Source organism: Rhodanobacter sp. C05, assembly GCF_002001165.1.
Lineage (GTDB): Bacteria > Pseudomonadota > Gammaproteobacteria > Xanthomonadales > Rhodanobacteraceae > Rhodanobacter.
The window spans coordinates 123800-143353 of the sequence record NZ_MUNQ01000010.1 but is presented as its reverse complement, the minus strand read 5'-3'; the positions used below and the strand labels follow the sequence as shown (position 1 = coordinate 143353).

Sequence of the window (19554 nt, the reverse complement as noted above, 5' to 3'; positions counted from 1 at the left end):
GCCCGGCGCATAATAGATACTTTGGCTCTGGACAACATGCATGTTCGAACTGAAATCACCTGTTCACGCCAGCAAGCGCGAACATTACGCGGACCTGGTGCAACAGGCCCGCGGTCTGCTGGCCGGCGAACGCGATCTGATCGCCAACGCGGCAAATTTCAGCGCACTGGTCTACCACAGCCTGCCTGAGCTGAACTGGGCCGGCTTCTACCTCTATGACGGCAACGAGCTGGTAGTTGGTCCGTTCCAGGGCAAGCCTGCCTGCATCCGCATCGCGCTTGGTCGTGGCGTCTGCGGCACCGCCGCGCAGAAACGCGAGACCCAGCTGGTGCGCGACGTCAACGCCTTCGCCGGCCACATCGCCTGCGACGCCGCCTCTCAATCGGAAATCGTGGTGCCCCTGGTCAAGGCCGACGGCACCCTGCTCGGCGTATGGGATGTGGACAGCCCGGTGATCGACCGCTTCGACGAAGACGACCGCGCGGGCATGCAGGCGCTGTGTGCCGTGTTCATGGAAGCCGTGCACGGTTGATCGGCCTGAGTGGGAGCAACGTCAAGTCGATCCCACCAGCAACATCAGCGCTCGCGCCCTTGGTGTGAACCTTCGCGCGGCTGCCGCAGCAAAGTCATCACCGCCTGGCGCGCCTCTTCCACGCCGGTGCCGGCGGACGAGGAAAAGATCTGCGCAGTGGCATGCAACCCTTCGGCCGCAAACTGCTTGCGCAGTGTCGCCAGCGCTTGCGTGGCTTGGCCGCGCGACAGCTTGTCGGCCTTGGTCAGCAACAGGTGGCACGGCAGCTGGGTGGCGAAGCAGAACTCCAGCATCAGCCGGTCGAACTCCTTCAGCGGATGGCGGATATCAACGATCAATACCAGCCCGCGCAGGCTCCGGCGCTGATGCAGATAGGCATCGATCTCCAGCTTCCAGTGCTCGCGCATCTCCAGCGGCACCTTGGCGTAGCCGTAACCCGGTAAATCGATCAGGCGCACATCCAGCGGCGGCTGGCCATCGATCTGGGCCGGTGACGGTCGCTCCTGCGCATCCTGCGCCCGCGACATTGGTACATCCTTGTACGACGGCAGGCTGAAAGCGACCATCTGCTGGGTGCGACCGGGCGTCTTGGAGGTGCGCGCCAGACCCTTGTGGCCAGTCAGCGCGTTCAGTGCGCTGGACTTGCCGGCATTGGAGCGGCCGGCGAACGCCACTTCGGCGCCTTGATCGGCGGGCAACTGGTTGATGCGATGGGCGGCGAGCACAAACTGCGCGCCTTGCAGGGGATTCGACATGGGAATGGTTTGACCAAGGTACGGTGGCACAGGGATAATTCTGCGGTTTCTGCCTGCTGCAGGCCTGATGGCTGCAATCGACGGCAGTGTTTGCAAGTCTTTCGGGAGTCAAGTGTATGAGTTTTCGCTCCGCTGGTTTTCGACCCGCTGTTCTCGGGTCTGCCGTAGCCCTCGTGTTCGCGCTGTCCGCCAGTGCGCTGATGGCACAGGGTGCGCAGCCGAAAACCGCCACGCCAGCTGCTGCCGGCACCGCCGCAGCACCGGCGAGCGCGGGCAGCGCAGCGGCCGCGCCGACCGCCGAAGCCGCCGTCAAGCCGGGTGACGCCACCGCCGGCCAGGCCAAGGCTGCCGTCTGCGGCGCCTGTCACGGTCTCGATGGCAACTCCAGCGATGCGCAGTACCCGAAGCTGGCCGGCCAGAGCGAGCAGTACATCGTCCGCCAGCTGACCGACTTCAAGGCCGGCAAGCGACAGAACCCGATCATGCTGGGCATGGCCACACCACTGTCCGAGCAGGACATGCATGACATCGGCGCCTATTTCGCCAGCAAGACCCCGCTGCCCGGCGTGGCCGACCAGGCTCTGGTGGAAAAAGGCGAGACGCTGTTCCGTCAGGGCGATACCAAGCGCGACATCCCCGCCTGCATGGCCTGCCACAGCATCGACGGTCACGGCAACCCGGGCGCGATGTATCCGGAACTGACCAGCCAGCACGCGCAATACATCCAGGCTACGTTGAAGGCCTGGCATGACGGCACCAGCTGGGGTGACGATCCGCACTCGCAGATCATGCCGTCGATCGCGCAGAAACTCGACGCCGACGACATCGCCGCGCTGGCCAGCTATATCGAGGGCCTGCACAGCGCCGACAACCAGCCTGCGGCCTCTACACCCTGATCCACTCCGATTGATCCCCGCGCCGACCGAAAGGTCGGCGCGGTCGGTTTCAGCCCATCCCCGATTCAAGTTTCACCCTCGAGGTAAACCATGTTGAAGCGTCTGCTGATTCTGTGTGCCGCCCTGCTCGCGCTAGCCGCCTGCAGCCATGACAACGGTAGCAACACCGCCCAGCCGACCGCGCCGACCGCGGCCAGCAGCGCAACCACCGCCGCAACAGCCACCAGCAGTCCGGCACCAGCCGCCACCGCCGCGCCGGCAGCAGCGACCAGCAGCGCACCGGCCAGCAGCAACTCGACGGCCGCGGCACCCGCCGCCGCACCGGCGATGCCGTTTGTCGACAATGGCAAGTGGGTCGCAGGCAAGAACTACTTCGTGATCGATCCGGCGCAACCGACCAGCCACCCCGGCAAGATCGAGGTCACCGAGGTGTTCTCCTATGCCTGCCCGGCATGCAATGCGTTCCATGACACGGTGGATCAGATCGCCAAGGGCCTGCCGGCGGATGCCGTGATGAATTACCTGCCGGCTTCGTTCCGCCCGGACGAGAACTGGCCGCTGTTCCAGCGCGCGTTCTATGCCGCCCTGGCGCTGGGCGTGGTCGACAAGACCCACGATGCGATGTACGACGCGGTGTGGAAGAGCGGTGAACTGGCCAGCTACGAGCTCAAGACCGGCAAGCTGAAGCCGAAGGAAGCGTGGCCGACCATCGATGATGTGGCGAAGTTCTATGCCAAGTACGGCGTCAATCCGCAGGAATTCACCGGGATTGCCAACTCGTTCACGGTCAACACCAAGATGAAGCGTGCCGACGACCTGATGAAGGCTTATGGCGTGGACAGCACGCCGACCATGGTGGTCAACGGCAAGTATCGTTTCACGGCAGCTACCGCTGGCGGCTACGCGCAGTCGGTCGAACTGACCCAGTGGCTGGTGGCCAAGGAAGCGGCTGGCAAGTAGGCCACGAGCAAGTAGGTCACAAACGGTTCGGTTAATCTGGTCAGCCGGCACCCGAACCGCCACCTTGCGAAGAGATCGTCACATGTTCAAGCGATTTGCCCGTCCCTATATGCTTGCCCTGTTTGGCGGCCTGTTGCTGGCCAGCGCCTGCGCCGCCCAGTCCGGCACACCGGTGCCGTATACAGAAGGCAATGAATACGTGACGCTGCCTGGTCCGCACCAGCGCTACAGCGATACGGGCAAGGTGGAAGTAGTCGAGGTGTTTTCCTATGGCTGCATCCACTGCGCGCACTTCGCGCCGATCGCCGAGAAACTTCGCAAGGAGCTGCCGGCCGGCGTGGAATTCAAGCTGGTGCCGGCGCCCTTCAGCGAGCAGTGGCTGCCGTTTGCGCGCGCCTATTACGCGGCCAACCAGCTCGGCGTGGTCGACCGTACGCACCGGCAGCTGTTCACGGCCAAGTTCGACGAGCATTACCCGATCAATTCGATGGATGAGCTGGCCGATTTCTATGCCGGGCAAGGCGTCAATCGCGCCAAGTTCCTGCGCATCGCCACCTCACCGGAAGCGACCGCCAAACTCAATAACGACCTGACCCTGATCCAGAAATGGCAGGTGGACGGCACCCCGAGCATCGTGATCGATGGCAAATACAAGGTGACCAATGTCCAGTCCCAGGAACAGCTGGCCGCTGTGGCGCTGTGGCTGGCCAAGCGCGAACTGAGCGGCAAGTAGTCCGGTCGGCTGCAGGCGCGCCGAAACGCGGCTGGTGCGTGGTTCACTTCAGGTGGATCATGCTGTCCGGTCGGCGGCTCGTCTGCGCGACCGTCGGCATCCCTTCCCCGTGCAGTGTGTGCAATGACCCGCGCCGCTTCCCTCCAAGCTGCCCCTGCCGAGCGCCGTCTGCGCCTGCTGAGCTGCAACATCCTGGCCGGCGCCAGCGTGCAGCGTTACAGCGAGTACGTCACCCGCAGTATCAATGCGGTGCTGCCGGGGCGCAGCAAGATGGACAACCTCGACCGGCTCGCCGAGATGCTGCCGCAGTTCGACGTGATCGGCCTGCAGGAAGCCGATGCCGGCAGCCTGCGTTCGGGTTTCCTCAACCAGACCCGCTATCTCGCCGAAACCGCCGGGATGCCGTACTGGTGCCATCAACCGAATCGCGCGATGGCGCGGCTGTCGCATACGGCGAACGGGCTGATCAGCCGACTGGAGCCGCATTCGGTGCTGGATTACCCGTTGCCCAGCCGCATTCCCGGCCGCGGCGCGCTGCTGGCCCAGTTCGGCGAAGGCGAAGGCGCGCTGGCGGTGATGATCGCGCACCTGTCGCTGAGCGCACCGGCACGCTTGCGCCAGCTCGGTTTCATCGCCGAGCTGCTGCAGGATTTCCCCCACGCGGTGCTGATGGGTGACCTGAACACCGAACCCGACAGTGCGGAGATGCGCCACTTGTTCAACAAATGCAGCCTACAGCCGCCAGCCGAATCGACGCTCACCTTTCCCAGCTGGAAGCCGCGGCGCGCACTGGACCATATCCTCACCTCGGCAGCGATACGGCTGGAAAGGCGATGGGCGCTGCCACAGGCATTTTCCGATCATCTGCCACTGGCGGCGGATATCCGCCTGCCCGCGCATGTCGGTGGCAAGGCATCTGCGCGGAGGCGTCATCAGTGAAAGCACGCGTGTGGCTATCTGCAGCCGCATGGCTGTTGCTGCTGGGCGTGGCACTGGGTGCCTCCTGGCTGCGCTACGACCTGATCGAGTCCAGCGCCATCGGCCAGTTGTGCAGTGGCGAGCACAGCCCATCGTGGTGCGAATGGCGGCAATGGCTGGTGCTGGGCTTCCAGCACCACGCCTACGGAGTCAGTGTCTACGGTGCCGCCGCTCTGGTCGCAGCGATGATCGCACTGCTGTGGAAAAATCCATGGACTGCGTGGCTGGCCGCCGCACTGGGGCTATTTGCGTTGGAGCTGTACTGCTTTGAACCCGGTGCACTGGCCCTGCTGATCGGTTGCCTACGCCTGCTTCGCCTGCAGGTTCAGCCGTCCACGCCACCACTCAGCCAGCACCGGCAACGCGATCAAGAGATTCAGCCCCAGCCATAGCCATGCCACTGGCGTCAGCCAGGCCTCCTGCTCCAGCACGATCAGCGCCAGCAGGGACACCGCCATGGCGAGGAAACGCTCTTCCAGCAACGGCATCGCCGCCGCACATCGATCGGACAGCCAGCCCACCAGTGCGTGACCCATGCACGGCAGCATGAACAGGCCCAGTGGAAAATCGCGATAGCGGCCATCGAACACCAGCAGCAACCCATAGAACGCCAGCACGAACAACCAGCCGAAGCGCAACCAGCGTGGCAACGGGGACGACGCACCACCGGCCATCTGCGCCGTGATCCAGCGCACCAGCCACAGCGCGCCGAGCAGGGCCAGCGCACAGGCAAGCAACGACACCGTCCACTCCCATGGATCACGGCAGGCGAACAGCATCTGCCGGATCTGCCAGGCCAGCGCACAGCCGCTGGCGAAGCCGGCCAGTTTCAGAACCAGCCAGCCGCGCCAACCACGCCAGCGACGACGCCAGGCGCCGACCAGCGCGAACAACCACGCGCCCGCCACTCCGGCCAGCCAGCCGATCCACCAGTGCGGCTCCTCGGTCACCGGCCCTTCCATGGCGAACTTCGGCCGCGCCTGCGCATCGAAGATGCCCCAGTAACCACCGGCAGTGCCTTCCTGCGCGCGCTTCCACGGCTGGTCGAATGCCTCGATCACGTTGTACGACATCTGTACCGTGGCGGCGTAACGCAGGAATTCGCGCAGGTAACGCGCCTCGTTGACCACGCTGGCACTGGCTGCCTGACGCGGCCGTCCAGCGCTCGGCCAGCCGGTTTCACCGATCATCACGCGACGTCCGGGAAACGCCGCCTGCACTTTCGCGTACACCGTCTCCACATGCTGCACGGCGCGCTCCGGCGACACCGGCTGATCTTCCCAATACGGCAGGATGTGGATCGTGAGGTAATCGACCGAGCCGGCCAGCTCCGGATGGCGCAGCCAGAACTCCCATACATCCGCATACGTCACTGGCACGCTGACTGCAGCACGCACCTCATGCAGGTAACCGGCCAGCTGTGCCGATGACTGCTCGCCACGCAGCAGTACCTCGTTGCCGACGATCACGCCACGCAACACCTGCGGATACCTGCGCGCAGTGGCGATGCCCAGGGCAATCTGCTGCTCGTTCGTCTTGCGGTCGAAGCCCAGCCAGATGCCGAGCAGCACTTTCATGCCGTAGCGGTTGGCAATCTCCGGCACTGCGCTCAAACCCTGGCCCTGCGAATACGTGCGCACACAGTCAAAGCGTTGCGAGAGTGCGCGCAGGTCGGCATCAATGCGCTCGGGACTGATGAAGGCGTTCGGATCGAGCGGGGTCTCTCCTTCGTTGCGGAACGGTGCGTACGACACGCAGGCAATGCGTGCGGATGGCGCATCCGGCAGTGCCACCGGGCGACCGATCGCCCACCACCAGGATGCACCGGCCAACGCCAGCACGATCAGCGCCAGCCAGGCGGATACCTGCCGGTAATGGACGGGCGAAGCTGCTGACGGCATGCCGATTCCGCGATGCTGGTGACGAAGCGCGCCAGCTTAACAGGCACGCCAGAATGCGCCGACGATCCATGTTCATCTGGCCGTCCAGGGGGCATGAACTACACTGCCACTGGATCGACCGCAGGAGTTCCCATGTTTTCTTGTTTGCCCTCGCGGCGTACCTCGCTGACCTGTTTGCTGTTGGCAGCCGGCTGCCTGCTGGCCGTCACCTCGGCGCAAGCTGTCGGGTCCAATGCCACTGCCCAGCGTGCCGCGTTCAAGCAGGCCTACGCCGCCGCACAGCAGGGTGGCGATGGCTGGCGCAACCTGGCTGCCGGCCTGCATGACTATCCGCTGTATCCCTACCTGCAGGCTGCCGCGCTTGAGCACGACATCCAGCAGACCGACCGCACCACCGTCGAGTCGTATCTGAAGCAATACCCGGACTGGATTCCCGCCGCCGACCTGCGCCGCGACTTCCTGCTGGAGCTGGCTCGTCGCCAGGACTGGGACGGATTCCTCGCGCTGTACCAGCCCGGCAGCAACGACGCGTTGAGCTGCGATGCGCTGCAGGCGCGGCTGGCCAGCGCCGGCACGCTGGATTTCGAGCAGGACCTGGCAGCGCTGTGGGCGAAACCGAATCTGCCGAGTGCCTGCGACCCGGTGCTGAACATCGCACACGATCAGGGCCTGCTGACCAGCGCCCGGCTATGGACGCGGATCGACCGCGCCGCCGATGCCGGTCAGGCCGGCACGATCGCCAGTCTGGCCGACTGGCTGCCGGCAGACGATCGCACCAGCGCGCAGCAACTGGCGCTGGCCTTGCGCGACCCGGCAAGCGCCGCGGTGGCCGCCGCCAACTGGCCCGACACCCCGCGCTACACGCAAGCCGTGACGCTGGCGTTGAGCCGGCTGGCGCGGCGTCAGTCTGCCAGCGCCGATAGCGCATGGCAGCAGCTGCAGGCCCGCTTCAGCTTCAGCGAGCCGCAACGCAACCAGATCCTGCACGCGCTGGCACTGTTCCATGCCACCGATTACGACGACGGTGCACTGGCCCGACTGATCGCCCTGTCCGCCGCCGCACAAACCGATGCAAGCCGCGAATGGCGGGTACGGGTAGCGCTGGCGCAGCAGGAGTGGCCAGCGGTGCTGGCCGCGATCGACGCGATGCCGACCAGCCAGCAGCAGGATGGCGAGTGGCGCTACTTCCGCGCGCGCGCGCTGGCCGCCACCAACCAGACCGGCCAAGCGCAGGCGCTGTACGCCAGCCTCGCCAGGGAGACCACGTTCTTCGGCTTCCTCGCCGCCGACCAGCTCGGCCAGCCCTACGCGATCTGCCCGCGTGCGCCGATCGACGACTCGCAGCAGGAGCAGGCGCTGCTTGCGCAACCCAGCATGCAGCGCGCGTTCGAGCTGTTCGCGGTGGATCTGCCGAAGCTGGCGCGGCGCGAATGGGCGCGCGCGCTGGATGGCGCCGACGAACGCACGCAAGTGCTGGCGGTCAAGCTGGCGGACGCCCGCGGCTGGTACGACCGCGCGGCATTCACCCTCAACCACGACGAGGCGATGCACTACTACACGCTGCGCTTCCCGCTCGCCAGCCAGGACGGCCTGGTAAAGCAGGCCGAACAGGCCGGCATCGACCCCGCATGGGCCTACGGCATCCTGCGCGCGGAAAGCGCCTGGGTGAGCGACGCCCGCTCCGGCGCCGACGCGCGCGGGCTGATGCAGCTGGTGCCGGCCACCGCCGAACTGGTCGCCAAGCGCAACGGCCTCGACTGGGGCGGCGGCGAGACGCTGTACGACCCGGCCATCAACATCGAACTCGGCACGCGCTACCTGGCACAGGTGGCGGCGCGCTACAACGGCGCCCCCTGGCTCGCCAGCGCCGCCTACAACGCCGGCCCCAATCGCGCGGATCAATGGGTGGCCGCACGCAGCCAGCTGCCGCCTGACCTGTTCATCGCCACCATCCCGTTCAAGGAAACCCGCGAATACGTGGCGCGCGTGATGGACTTCAGCGTGATGTACGACTGGCGCCTGCATGGCAACGCGGTGCCGATGAGTTCGCGGCTTACGGCGATCGGTCAGCCGTATCAACTGCCGGACGCCGGCATGGCACGCAGAGCGATCGACTGCCCGGCGTCCGTGCCGGTCAGCACACCGGCCAACGCCACCTCCACATCGCGCACTTCACCGTAGAGCTTTTAATTTAAGGGGCGGGGTGATTAAACGGCAGGACTATTCCTGGTCCAGCGTTCACACGCATCTCGCAAGAACTCCAAGGTCAAATCTTGCTTTGCCACATCCACCATGCATCGAGACCGTGGCAATTGAAATCGCTACCATCCCGCTCAATCACCCAACAGCAGATGCTCCTGCACCAGCCGGCTGGCGGATTCGTTCAACCGGCCCCGATCATCGAAATGCAGCACCACCACCCAGTTGTAGACATCGCCCGGCCATGTCTTGCGTCCCAGTAGCTGCTTGGCATCACCACCCAGGGCCTCGATCAATTTCACGATATGGCCGTGATGCCAGGCGATCAGCACCACCGGCGCCTCGTTCCTCTTGCGTAACTCCTTGGCCAGGTCGTCGACTTGATCATCGGCCCATGGCTGCTCGATCGGCAGCTGCAGGCGGGCGGCCAGCGGCGTCAAGGTGAGCCGCGGGCGCATGCTCGCCTTGCTGTCGCTGGTGGCAATCAGGCGTTGCGGCATCAGTGCGCTGCCATCGAGCTGGAACGGATCGAAATAGCTGGCATAAGCCTGCGCACGCTGCTCGCCGCGCGGGCTGAGGCCATTGCCCTGGTCGGGTTTCTCCGCGTGCCGGATGATCAGCACGGTGACATCGCGCAAACCGCGCGTGTCCTTGTCAGCATGGTGCGCGGATACCAGCATGGGCCATAGCAACAACACCCAGAAAAGTTTACGCAGCTGCATGATCCGGATTCCACGTGGAGAGTGCGCGCCAGAATATCAGCGCGATCACGCGATCATGGCCACGGGGCTGAACGGATACCAAAGCGACGATGTGATGCACGCCGGTGAGCGACCGCATGGCAGAATCCGGTATGCACACCTATCTGGTCGTCGGCGCGCTGCCCGAAGACTTGCTCGCACTCGGCTACAAGCCAGTCGGCAAGGATTTCCCGGTGTTCCTGCATCCGAAGACGGGCGAGGAACATGCGCTGGCGCGCACCGAGCGCAAGACCGGACGTGGCTACCACGGCTTCGTGTTCCAGGCCGACGCTTCGGTGACGCTGGAGCAGGATCTGGCGCGACGTGACCTCACCATCAATGCGATTGCAGTGTAACTGGATCAGCTCGGTTACTTGAAACTCAACCTCGTTCCTTTCCCCAATACGGGAGCAAGATCAGTGGATGAGACCGATTTTACGTAGCTCAACGGTAAGTTCGCCCACCCCTCCCGAGGGCGGCCACCCTGTCAACCGGCCTACGAGTTGGCCATCGTAGAAAAAGTAGAAATTTGGTGTCGACCATGCATCAATGATAGGCCATTCACTCTGGCGGAAAATGTAGGTCATCGTCGATACCGGATGTTCCGTATTCCATTTACCGACAACATCAGGGTTGAGCAGTCCGTCTTGCGGCATCAACCATTTGGAGTGCTTCAGAAATGCGTCGCGTAGTTGGATATCATCTTCGATGAATTTTGATGCATTCTGCGAGAAATGACACAAAGGGTGACCGATAACGATGATTTGCGGTCCAGGGGGAAGGACTATTTTTCTTCGCATCATTTCTTTTCCGTCAGGACTCAATGTCAATTCGGAAGGACCATCTCCGTAATATCCCGCCAGATCAAAATGCGGCAAATCTTCGCGTGAAAAATGGTATTCATCTGCCACTGAATTAGCCGCATCAAAATTACGAACCATAATAAGTGACCTGTATAAGTATTCGTAATGGCGGTCCAGTGCCACCCCACGCTTATGGAGCTCCGCAAGGTCAATCCGCATGTCCGCAACGTATTTGCTATCGAGCGTGTAAAATACAGCACCATAAGCTGCTCGAAAAAGCAGATCCAACTCTTCAGGCGTGTATGCATTCAAATATTCGTTCTTCTGTAATGGCGACATAATTCGCTCGTACGCAGCGGACGTCAGCTTTGGCCTGTCGTTTTCGCGTCCGTTAAGAGGTGAATTCTCGACTTTATAGAATGCCTGATATTTTGCCGCAATTGATATATCCAGCGTGTCTGAGCGTGCATAACCCGCACTCATTACCATGAAAGCGGAAATGGCTATAATTACAGAAATAAAATATCCATTGATTTTCATATAATTCGTCCAGACAAGCAAAAATATGGGGGGTATGAGCACCCCCATAGATGCTACTTGCATTGTTTTAACAGCCAGTCATACAGATATGCTCATCTCTCTTCGCGCATGTATGCGCACCTTGGCATACATAACCTTCGTGATCATCCGGCATACCAATACTCCCGCCCCCCATAGGTGATGGGGAAACCTGAAGCGCTTTATCGGTAGCCGTTAGTACCCGCGCGCCGCGAACCATGGATGTGAGACGTTGCGCCCCAAAGATGCTAAGTACTTGGTAAACTTCGGTTACCGTCAATTCCGCCCGAAGGTCAGAATAGTCAAAACCAGTTAAACCGCTCTCATTGAAGGTAAGGCTGGCCAGAAACCTTTGCTTCGCTGAAGGACTCAGCCTGTCGAGAGGTGAGTGAGGGATGGCGTGAACATAATTTATTAGATCAAATCTCGACTTCACGGGGGCCAGAAGAAAATCTCCGGTTCGCCGAACCTGTTCTGCACTCTGCAGGGTGGCAACTGAGATGCTCGCAGTTGACTGAGCAGACGTGCTTGCTTCGGCTGCTTGATGACTCTCCACATTTGCGCTCATACCTGCCATCAAGCCAAATCCCGCAAACAAAACAATCGTGTTCATTTTCATGACAGCTCCTCCTTGTATGTTCTGTCGACATGTTTACGACATACATCGTGCAACGTCCGCGACTACTGTCAGATATCTTCGCCTTGCAACCGAGCATCGCGGCCCTATCGCATGAAGTAGCACTCCAGGCGCGTCGCGTCAATAATTTCTTGCGTAATTCGCAATATATTGCTATATCCTGTGACGCCAGGCTTATGTGCCCGCTGGCTACTCGAGAGCTTTAGGCCTTTGCAACCAAGCTCCGCCTCTTGGGGCTGCCACCACCGAACACATGGCAGAATCCCGGTATGCACACCTATCTGGTCGGCGGCGCGGTCCGTGACAAATTGCTGGGACGGCCGGTGGTCGACCATGATCATGTGGTCGTCGGCGCGCTGCCCGAAGACTTGCTCGCACTCGGCTACAAGCCAGTCGGCAAGGATTTCCCGGTGTTCCTGCATCCGAAGACGGGCGAGGAACATGCGCTGGCGCGCACCGAGCGCAAGACCGGACGTGGCTACCACGGCTTCGTGTTCCAGGCCGACGCTTCGGTGACGCTGGAGCAGGATCTGGCGCGGCGCGACCTCACCATCAATGCCATTGCCGAAGATGTGCAAGGCACGCTGACCGATCCGTACCACGGTGTGCGCGATATCGAGGCGCGCGTGCTGCGACATGTGTCGCCTGCGTTCGTGGAAGATCCGGTACGCGTGCTGCGGGTGGCACGCTTTGCCGCGCGCTTCGCGCCGCTGGGTTTCACGGTGGCCGACGAGACGATGGCATTGATGCAACAGATGGTCGACGACGGCGAAGTGGATCATCTGGTGCCCGAGCGCGTGTGGGCGGAGACGCGCAAGGCGCTCGGCGAACCGCAGCCGTCGGCGTTCCTGCAGGTGCTGCGCACATGCGGCGCACTGGCGGTGCTGTTTCCCGAAATCGACGCGCTGTACGGTGTGCCGCAGCGCGCTGAGTTCCATCCCGAGATCGACACCGGCGTGCATCTGGAGATGGTGCTGGACGCGGCGGCGCGACTGGTGCCTGGCGACGATCTGGTTGGCTTCTGCGCGCTCACGCACGACCTCGGCAAGGCGCTGACGCCGGCCGCTGAACTGCCGCGCCATGTCGGTCACGAACATCGCGGCGTGGCACCCCTCCGCGTGCTGGCCGCGCGACTGAAGGTGCCGACCGAACACGCTGCACTGGCTGAACTGGTCTGCCGTGAGCATCTGAATGCGCATCGTGCGTTCGAGCTGAAGCCGGCTACCGTGCTGAAGCTGCTCGGCGCACTCGATGCACTGCGTCGTCCCGCGCGGCTGGACGCCTTCCTGGCCGCCTGCGAGGCCGACAAGCGCGGACGGCTGGGCCATGAGCAGGATGCTTACCCGCAGGCGGCGTACCTGCGCGCAGCACGTGCCGCGGCGGCGTCTGTGGAGGCGAGTGCGTTTGTCGAACAGGGGCTGGCCGGTCCGGCGATCGGCGCGGCCATGGCAGCGGCCCGCACCGACGCGATCGCCGCCGTAAAAACTAACCATCCGCCAAGCTGATCCGCGGTATAAAGCCCGGATTAAAGATTGCCCGCTGCGGGCATTCGTCGATCTCACCTCCTGCTGGAGCTGCTCGTGTCGCGTGCATTCACCCGGGTCTCACCCTTGCGTCAGCGTTTCCGTCCGCTCTGGTGGCTGGCGATCACCTTCGTGCTGATCTCCTTTATTACCCGCGTGGCGCTGCTGGTCATGTCCGGCCAGGAAGTGCCGCATACGCCGCTGAACCTGCTGTACGCCTTCGGCGTGGGCCTGGGCTATGACCTGATCACCTTCATCTACGTGGCGTGGCCGATGGTGCTGATGCTGTGGCTGGTGCCGGCGCGACGCGCGCCGATTTCCGGCCTCGGCCTGTGGCTGCTTTATCTGATCGGCATGACACTGCTGTACGCGGCCTGCCTCGGCCTGGTGTTCCTGCTGTGGCATGTGCATGTGCACGAGTCGTGGCCGCTGATCGTGCTGTTCCTGTTCTTCCTGCCGATGCCGGCGCTGGCGTATTCGGCGCGCAGTGGCCAGTGGGCGATGTACGTGATGGGCTTGGTATTGCTGTACGGGCTGTTCTTCGTGGCGGCATCCGAGTTGGTGTTCTGGAACGAGTTCAGCGTGCGCTTCAATTTCATCGCGGTGGACTATCTGGTCTACACCACTGAGGTGATCGGCAACATCCAGGAGTCCTATCCGATCGGGCGCTGGATGGCGCTGCTAATGGTGGCCGCGCTGGTGGTGTTCGTGCTGACCAAGCGCGGCCTGCGCACGCGTGATGAAGGCAGTCGTTTCTGGCAACGCAGCAAGCTGGCGCTGTGGTGGCTGGTGCTGACCGTGCTTTCGCTGTTCGCGGTGAACAGCGGCATGAAGGATCGCACCGGCAACAGTTACCTCGACGAACTCTCCGGCAACGGCATCTACCAGTTCTTCGCCGCGTTCCGCAGCAGCCACCTCGATTACGCGAAGTTCTACAAGACGCTGCCGGAAGATCAGGCGTTCGGCATCCTGCGTGACAACCTGAAGGCGCCTAACGCGAGCTTCGTCAGCGACGATCCGAAGGATCTCACCCGCGCGATCACCCACACGGGACCGGAGAAGCATCTCAACGTGGTGCTGATCAGCGTGGAGAGCCTGTCCGGCGATTACCTGGGCACGTTTGGCAACACCGAAAACCTCACGCCGTATCTCGACTCGCTGGCCAACCAGAGTGTGTTCTTCGACAACCTTTACGCGAACGGCACGCGCACCGTGCGCGGGCTGGAAGCGCTGTCGCTGTCGGTACCGCCGACGCCAGGTGATTCGCTGATCCGCGAGCACAACAACGAGAATCTGTTCTCGATCGCCGACATTTTCAACGATCGCGGTTATCAGTCTGACTTCGTCTACGGTGGCTACGGCTACTTCGACAACATGAACTACTTCTTCAGCCACAACGGCTACAAGACGGTGGACCGTGGCGACATCCCGAAGGATGCGGTGATCCACAGCCAGAACGTGTGGGGCGTCTCCGACGAGGATCTGTACACGCTGGCGTTGAAGCAGATGGATGACGCGCAGGCTGCCGGCAAGCCGTTCTTCCTGCACATCATGACCACCTCCAACCACCGGCCGTACACCTATCCGGCCGGGCGCGTGTCGCAGGTCGCGCCATCGCGTCCCGGCGCGGTGGCGTATACCGACTGGTCGATCAAGGATTTCATCCAGCGTGCGCGCAGCAAACCGTACTTCGACAATACGGTGTTCGTGATCACCGCCGACCACTGCGCCTCCAGCGCCGGCAAGACCGCGCTGCCGATCAACCACTATCACATCCCGCTGTGGATCTACTCTCCGAAGAATTTCCCACCGCAGCGTGTGCATACCTTGATGGGCCAGCTGGACATCCCGCCGACCCTGCTCGGCATGCTCAACTTCAGCTACCGCACGCGCTTCTTCGGCCAGGACGTGTTCCAGCTGCCGGCTGGCGGCGGACACGCGCTGCCCGGCACCTATGAGAAGCTCGGCTACCTGCGCGACGATGTACTCACCGTGCTGGAGCCGCGCCGCAAGCTGGAACAGTTCAAGCCGGATTACACCACCGGCGATGCCACGCCGATCCAGCCGGTGGACCAGGCGTTGGTCGACCAGGCGATCGCCTACTACCAGGTCTCCAGCGATCAGTTCAAACGTGGTCAGCTGGTACGACGCCCCAGCGACTCGACGCCGGTGCAGCCGTTGCCTTTGCCGGCACCTGCTGCGTCGGCATCTGCGCCAGCCACTTCGGCAGCAGCCCCTGCCAACTCAGCGTCAGTGCCGGCTGCGACGAGCTCAGCGGCGGTCACGCACTGAGCCAGTCATCACCTGGCGTCGTCAGCCGGCGGCACCGGTTCATCACTGATGACTACAGGGAACCTCGAAAAACCCTCGATGACGTCATTCCCGCGAAAGCGGGAATCCAAGTTGCTGTTTTGCAAAATCAAGATGGATTCCCGCTTTCGCGGGAATGACGAGCAAAAAGCAGTTATTCGAGGTTCCTTACAGCCGGCCGCCCTGATCGGCGGCCAGCAGTTCGGCTGGAAGCGGCAGCACGTCGAGTCCACGCGCCAGCAGCATCGCCTGGAAGCGTTCGCCCATCTGGTCGGGCAGCATCAGCCGCTTCACCTGCTGCGCCAGCCGGTAACGGCTGTGCTCGTCGGCAATCTTCGCCTGCTCGCTTTCGAAGATGTCCTGCAGGCCCGCGCCAATCAGGAATTGTGCCTGGGGCAGATAGGCGGCGACACCGAAGCCGGCACTGTTGCCCGCTTCGGCCAGTGCGGTGAAATCGACCGAGGCAGTGAGGTCGTTCAGGCCCGGCAGGTACAGCGGATCGTTGTGCGCGTGATGGCGGTAATGCGCCATCAAGGTGCCGTCATCGCGCTCGGGCAGGTAGAACTCGCGGCGCACGTAGCCGTAGTCGACGAACAGCATCAAGCCAGCCGTCAGCGATCCGGCCACCGCCTGGATCCAGTACGGTAGCTGCGGCAGGATTTCCGAGCGGTAGCCATCGGTAAAGTCGCTGCCGAGGTCGCGCTCGACATGACGCACCGCGCCGGCCACCAACGCATCGGCCGGGCGATCGACGCGCAGCAGACGGCCTTCGCCATCCAGCGCCACATATTCCTCGTAGACTTCGCCGGCGCGCACCGCGAAGCGCGTGGCCGGCAACGCATCGATCACCTCGTTGGCAAACAGCACGCCACGCCAGTCCTGCTCGGGGGGACGATCCAGCCATTGCACGCGGGCATTGAGCTCGGCCGGAAGATTCGCGCGCAGCCGCTCGTGCTGGCGCTCGCGCAGGTCGGCACTGGGTTCGAGGATCAGATACTGCCGCGGCAACACGCCACCAGTGGCGAGTGCCTTGAGTGCCGCCTCGGCGAATGCGCCGCTGCCACCGCCCAGCTCGAGAAAATCCGCCTCGTCGCCGAGCATCGCCAGCACCGGCTGCACCGCATTGATCACGCAGCGGGCAAACAGCTCACCAAGTTCCGGCGCGGTGACAAAGTCACCGGCTTCACCGAACTTGGTTCGGCCGGCGCTGTAGTAACCCAGCCCCGGCGCATACAGGCAACGTTCCATGTACTGCGAAAACGGCAGCGGCCCATGCGAAGCGATCTGCTCGCGCAGCAGTTGCAGCAGATGATCGGAATGCGCGCGTTCATCGGCGCTGGGTTCGGGGAGTTGCGATCGCATGGGTCTTGCCGGCAGCAAAAAATCGCCGCAAGCATAGCGGATGAGACAAGGACATCCGCTTCACCAGAGTACTTCGACCAGCTATCTGGCGAGCGCCCGCCGCTCATCCCGCCCTTCTTTCCAATGGGAAGAACGGGAGCTGCGATCAGAAATGAATGCTCCATGCTCAAGCGCAAAGCTCCAATTTTCGTCATTCCTGCGAGGTGCTTTTCAACAGCCAAAGGCTTGTCAAGCAGGAATCCAGTGACTTCAGGCTGCCAGAGGCGCTGGATCCCCGTTTCAGCGGGGATGACGAGCTCAAGTAAGTGTCATTCCGATCAGAAATCCTTCTGCAGGCTCAAATACAGCCCGCGGCGCGGACCGAACTGCGGCGCGCCGACACCGATGCCGGTGCCGTCACGCAGCTCGTAGGTGCGGTCCAGCGCATTGATCAGCGCCAACTGGGTGTGCAGCTGGCCGAAATGATCGAACGTGAAGTCGTGCGATACATTGAAGTTGAGCTGGAAGTAGTCCGGCAGTGTGCCTCCGTTCGGCACACTGCCGTCCTTGCGCAAGCCAGTGCCGAACAGGTAATCGGCGCCGGCCTTGGTGGCATCGCTCAGTGCGTAACTGACGCCGCCAGACGAGGTGTATTTCTGGTCGTGGTCGAGGTAGATGTAGTTGTTGGCGATGTAGGCCAGATCCTCCGGGCTGAAATTGTACTGGCTGGTCATGACGTCCTTGCCCATCGCCTTGGTGTAGGAGAAGTTGAAATAGGCCGACAGCGGACCGCTGTTGTAGTTCGCCGTGAACTCCGCGCCACCGACGCGGCCGTACTTGTAGTTGAAGGTGGAGTACACGAGTGCCGCGCCGAACTGGCCCTCGTCCTGCAAACGGCTCACCTTGCGGTAGTAGGTGTCCAGGCCCAGCGTCCAGTCGCTGCCAAGATTCTGCGAGACGCCGACATCGAAGTAGTTGGAGCGCTCGGCCAGCGGCGTGTTGTCCCCATAGTTCTTCACCGCGTTGGTGGTGCCGGCGAACGCAGCGAGATCCGTGGAGGAAATCAGCTCGGTCGCAGGCGGCGTGAAGTAGCGCGAGTAACCGGCGTGGACCGTGGTGCTGCCGGTGGCCTGCCACACTACGCCCAGGCGCGGGCTCAGCTGGCTTGCGGTGGTATTGAACGCCTGGTACTGGTCGCCGCGCAGGCCGTAGTTCACCGTCCAGTTCTGGCCGATGTTCCACTCATCCTGCACATAGGCCGACCAGGTCTTGGCCGTTATCTGATCGCCGGTGAAGATGTTGAACGGCACGGTGCTGGCCTGACTCCCGTCCGGATTGGCCGGGAACACCAGCGAATTGGTGCTGGTACTGGCGTGGTCGAAGCTGCCATACAAACCGTACCGCAACGTGTGGTTTCCCCCCATCGGCGTGGAGAAATCCACTTGCAGCGTGCTGGCGCGATCACTCTGGTTGATCGCGCCAGCGACACCATTGAACATCAAGTCACCGATGTCATCGGGCAGGTACTGCAGGCCGCTGTAGCGCTGGCCCAGCGAGACCTGGTAGTCGGTCGTGCCCAGCTTGCCCTGCAGCGCCAGCACGCCAAAACGGGTCTGCTCGTTCTGCCGTTCGTCCAGGTTGGCGGAATTGAAGTCGACTGTATCGAGGTAGCCGAACTGCGGCGTCTGATCCGGATTGTTGGGAATCTGGAAACGGTTGTTGGCAGCACCGAACAGAAAACTCAACCGGGTGTCATTGTCGATCAGGTAGCTGACATCGCCGAACGCCTTCGCCTGGTTGGTGTGATCGTGGATCGGCGTACGGCTGGCCGTCGGGTTCTCGATGCCGGCGTTGTTTTCCAGATAGTTCGCGGTGAAGAACGCGCTCCACTGGCCGCTGCTTCCCCACAACGAAACGTTAGGATTGAACGTACCGAACGAGCCGGTGGTCACCCCTACACTGCCGCCATTGCCCAGCTCGCTCCCGCTCTTGGTGGTGATGTCGACCACCGCCGCGGTGCGCAGACCGTACTGCGCCGGCAAGGCGCCATCGAGCAGTTTCACGCTCTGGATTGTGCGTGCGTCCAGGGTCTGGCCAAAGCCCGAGATCGACTCGGGAATGATCACGCCATTGATGCGGTATTGCAGGTTTGCGTGGTCGCCGCGCACATGCAGGCCGCCGTAGGAGTCCTGCACCACGCCCGGCGCCTGCAGCAGCACCTGGTTCATCGGCGTGGCCGCACCCAGCGGCAGCTGGGCGATCGCTTTCTGGTCGATCACGTACTGGCTGCTGCCGGTATCCGGCGACAACGCGTTGCGCGACTGATCCAGCTTGGCCGATACGTCGATTGGGCTCAGATCCTTGGCTGCAGGCTGATCGTTGCCGGTACCCCTTTCCGCTGGATCATCCGTGCCGATGGCAGCGGTTGTTGCCACCGGCGTATCCGTGGCATGGACGGCGGTCGTGGCCAGTGCGGCGACAAGACTCAGGGCAAGCAGGGATGGCTTCATCAGAACGGCTCCAGCAGGAAGCAATGGGGGAGATTGATTATGTAATGTTATAACATTACTAAGCACTTATCCCGTTCGCCACCGCCAGAAGTCATGCCGGGGGCAAACCTGCTGCTGACTGGCTCGTGCCAGCCATTGAGTCCGGCTTCACGCGGCTCCTCTAGACTGCGTGGACGCA

At 62.6% G+C, this 19554-nt stretch carries 16 protein-coding genes and 1 pseudogene; 10 read left to right on the top strand and 7 right to left on the bottom strand.

Annotation, left to right across the window (positions count from 1 at the left end; genetic code table 11):
* Positions 1-40 precede the first annotated feature (40 nt).
* Positions 41-532, top strand: coding sequence for a GAF domain-containing protein (locus tag B0E51_RS10545; RefSeq protein ID WP_077444862.1), 492 nt, complete (start codon positions 41-43; stop codon positions 530-532).
* A gap of 44 nt (positions 533-576) precedes the next feature.
* On the opposite strand, the gene B0E51_RS10540 is transcribed toward B0E51_RS10545, so the two are convergent.
* The gene (locus B0E51_RS10540; protein WP_077444861.1) at positions 577-1287 is read right to left on the bottom strand and encodes a GTP-binding protein; all 711 of its coding nucleotides are present in this window, start codon (positions 1285-1287) and stop codon (positions 577-579) included.
* Between the two features lie 116 nt (positions 1288-1403).
* Between B0E51_RS10540 and B0E51_RS10535 the strand changes: the two genes are divergently transcribed.
* From B0E51_RS10535 to B0E51_RS10515, 5 genes are all read left to right on the top strand, one after another.
* Entirely contained in the window at positions 1404-2183 is a 780-nt protein-coding gene (locus tag B0E51_RS10535; RefSeq protein WP_077444860.1) for a c-type cytochrome, read from the top strand.
* A 90-nt stretch (positions 2184-2273) separates the two neighbouring features.
* On the top strand, positions 2274-3143 hold the full coding sequence (locus tag B0E51_RS10530; RefSeq protein ID WP_077444859.1) for a thiol:disulfide interchange protein DsbA/DsbL: 870 nt from the start codon (positions 2274-2276) through the stop codon (positions 3141-3143).
* 82 nt (positions 3144-3225) lie between these two features.
* A complete protein-coding gene (locus tag B0E51_RS10525; RefSeq protein ID WP_077444858.1) occupies positions 3226-3876 on the top strand; it encodes a thiol:disulfide interchange protein DsbA/DsbL in 651 nt (216 codons plus the stop codon).
* A 123-nt stretch (positions 3877-3999) separates the two neighbouring features.
* Positions 4000-4815: an endonuclease/exonuclease/phosphatase family protein gene (locus tag B0E51_RS10520; protein WP_077444857.1), complete on the top strand. Its 816-nt coding sequence runs from the start codon at positions 4000-4002 to the stop codon at positions 4813-4815.
* 8 nt (positions 4816-4823) lie between these two features.
* Positions 4824-5246, top strand: a complete 423-nt coding sequence (locus B0E51_RS10515) for a hypothetical protein (RefSeq protein ID WP_143525878.1) — start codon at positions 4824-4826, stop codon at positions 5244-5246.
* Here the strand turns inward: B0E51_RS10515 and B0E51_RS10510 are convergent.
* The gene (locus tag B0E51_RS10510) at positions 5157-6755 is read right to left on the bottom strand and encodes a glycoside hydrolase family 17 (RefSeq protein ID WP_077444856.1); all 1599 of its coding nucleotides are present in this window, start codon (positions 6753-6755) and stop codon (positions 5157-5159) included. The two genes, B0E51_RS10515 and B0E51_RS10510, sit on opposite strands and share 90 nt — an antisense overlap.
* A gap of 132 nt (positions 6756-6887) precedes the next feature.
* On the opposite strand from B0E51_RS10510, the gene B0E51_RS10505 reads away from it, so the two are divergent.
* Complete coding sequence (locus B0E51_RS10505; RefSeq protein WP_077444855.1) at positions 6888-8936, top strand: transglycosylase SLT domain-containing protein; 2049 nt, start codon at positions 6888-6890, stop codon at positions 8934-8936.
* A gap of 152 nt (positions 8937-9088) precedes the next feature.
* On the opposite strand, the gene B0E51_RS10500 is transcribed toward B0E51_RS10505, so the two are convergent.
* Entirely contained in the window at positions 9089-9676 is a 588-nt protein-coding gene (locus B0E51_RS10500; RefSeq protein ID WP_077444854.1) for a flagellar basal body-associated protein FliL, read from the bottom strand.
* A gap of 140 nt (positions 9677-9816) precedes the next feature.
* Here B0E51_RS10500 and cca point away from each other — a divergent pair.
* Positions 9817-10044: pseudogene (gene cca / locus B0E51_RS10495) on the top strand (multifunctional CCA tRNA nucleotidyl transferase/2'3'-cyclic phosphodiesterase/2'nucleotidase/phosphatase); the annotation flags it as partial.
* A gap of 66 nt (positions 10045-10110) precedes the next feature.
* Here cca and B0E51_RS10490 read toward each other — a convergent pair.
* A complete protein-coding gene (locus tag B0E51_RS10490; RefSeq protein ID WP_143525877.1) occupies positions 10111-11037 on the bottom strand; it encodes a hypothetical protein in 927 nt (308 codons plus the stop codon).
* A 67-nt stretch (positions 11038-11104) separates the two neighbouring features.
* The gene (locus B0E51_RS19250) at positions 11105-11674 is read right to left on the bottom strand and encodes a hypothetical protein (protein WP_143525876.1); all 570 of its coding nucleotides are present in this window, start codon (positions 11672-11674) and stop codon (positions 11105-11107) included.
* A gap of 287 nt (positions 11675-11961) precedes the next feature.
* On the opposite strand from B0E51_RS19250, the gene B0E51_RS10485 reads away from it, so the two are divergent.
* Positions 11962-13197, top strand: a complete 1236-nt coding sequence (locus B0E51_RS10485; RefSeq protein WP_077444852.1) for a multifunctional CCA addition/repair protein — start codon at positions 11962-11964, stop codon at positions 13195-13197.
* 75 nt (positions 13198-13272) lie between these two features.
* Positions 13273-15507, top strand: a complete 2235-nt coding sequence (locus tag B0E51_RS10480) for an LTA synthase family protein (protein ID WP_168172623.1) — start codon at positions 13273-13275, stop codon at positions 15505-15507.
* A gap of 186 nt (positions 15508-15693) precedes the next feature.
* Here the strand turns inward: B0E51_RS10480 and B0E51_RS10475 are convergent, their stop codons facing one another.
* Positions 15694-16887 carry an SAM-dependent methyltransferase gene (locus tag B0E51_RS10475; RefSeq protein WP_077444851.1) on the bottom strand — a complete coding sequence of 398 codons (1194 nt, stop codon included), beginning with the start codon at positions 16885-16887 and terminating at the stop codon, positions 15694-15696.
* A gap of 317 nt (positions 16888-17204) precedes the next feature.
* Positions 17205-19376: a TonB-dependent receptor gene (locus B0E51_RS10470; RefSeq protein WP_077444850.1), complete on the bottom strand. Its 2172-nt coding sequence runs from the start codon at positions 19374-19376 to the stop codon at positions 17205-17207.
* Positions 19377-19554 lie beyond the last annotated feature (178 nt).

Excerpts from the sequence above, each read along its gene's own strand:
- B0E51_RS10525 (WP_077444858.1), top strand. The coding sequence starts at position 3,226 with ATGTTCAAGCGATTTGCCCGTCCCTATATGCTTGCCCTGTTTGGCGGC.
- B0E51_RS10485 (WP_077444852.1), top strand. The coding sequence starts at position 11,962 with ATGCACACCTATCTGGTCGGCGGCGCGGTCCGTGACAAATTGCTGGGA.
- B0E51_RS10520 (WP_077444857.1), top strand. The coding sequence starts at position 4,000 with ATGACCCGCGCCGCTTCCCTCCAAGCTGCCCCTGCCGAGCGCCGTCTG.
- B0E51_RS10490 (WP_143525877.1), bottom strand. The coding sequence starts at position 11,037 with ATGAAAATCAATGGATATTTTATTTCTGTAATTATAGCCATTTCCGCT.
- B0E51_RS10545 (WP_077444862.1), top strand. The coding sequence starts at position 41 with ATGTTCGAACTGAAATCACCTGTTCACGCCAGCAAGCGCGAACATTAC.
- B0E51_RS10475 (WP_077444851.1), bottom strand. The coding sequence starts at position 16,887 with ATGCGATCGCAACTCCCCGAACCCAGCGCCGATGAACGCGCGCATTCC.
- B0E51_RS10535 (WP_077444860.1), top strand. The coding sequence starts at position 1,404 with ATGAGTTTTCGCTCCGCTGGTTTTCGACCCGCTGTTCTCGGGTCTGCC.
- B0E51_RS10505 (WP_077444855.1), top strand. The coding sequence starts at position 6,888 with ATGTTTTCTTGTTTGCCCTCGCGGCGTACCTCGCTGACCTGTTTGCTG.
- B0E51_RS10530 (WP_077444859.1), top strand. The coding sequence starts at position 2,274 with ATGTTGAAGCGTCTGCTGATTCTGTGTGCCGCCCTGCTCGCGCTAGCC.
- B0E51_RS10510 (WP_077444856.1), bottom strand. The coding sequence starts at position 6,755 with ATGCCGTCAGCAGCTTCGCCCGTCCATTACCGGCAGGTATCCGCCTGG.
- B0E51_RS10500 (WP_077444854.1), bottom strand. The coding sequence starts at position 9,676 with ATGCAGCTGCGTAAACTTTTCTGGGTGTTGTTGCTATGGCCCATGCTG.
- B0E51_RS10470 (WP_077444850.1), bottom strand. The coding sequence starts at position 19,376 with ATGAAGCCATCCCTGCTTGCCCTGAGTCTTGTCGCCGCACTGGCCACG.
- B0E51_RS10540 (WP_077444861.1), bottom strand. The coding sequence starts at position 1,287 with ATGTCGAATCCCCTGCAAGGCGCGCAGTTTGTGCTCGCCGCCCATCGC.
- B0E51_RS19250 (WP_143525876.1), bottom strand. The coding sequence starts at position 11,674 with ATGAAAATGAACACGATTGTTTTGTTTGCGGGATTTGGCTTGATGGCA.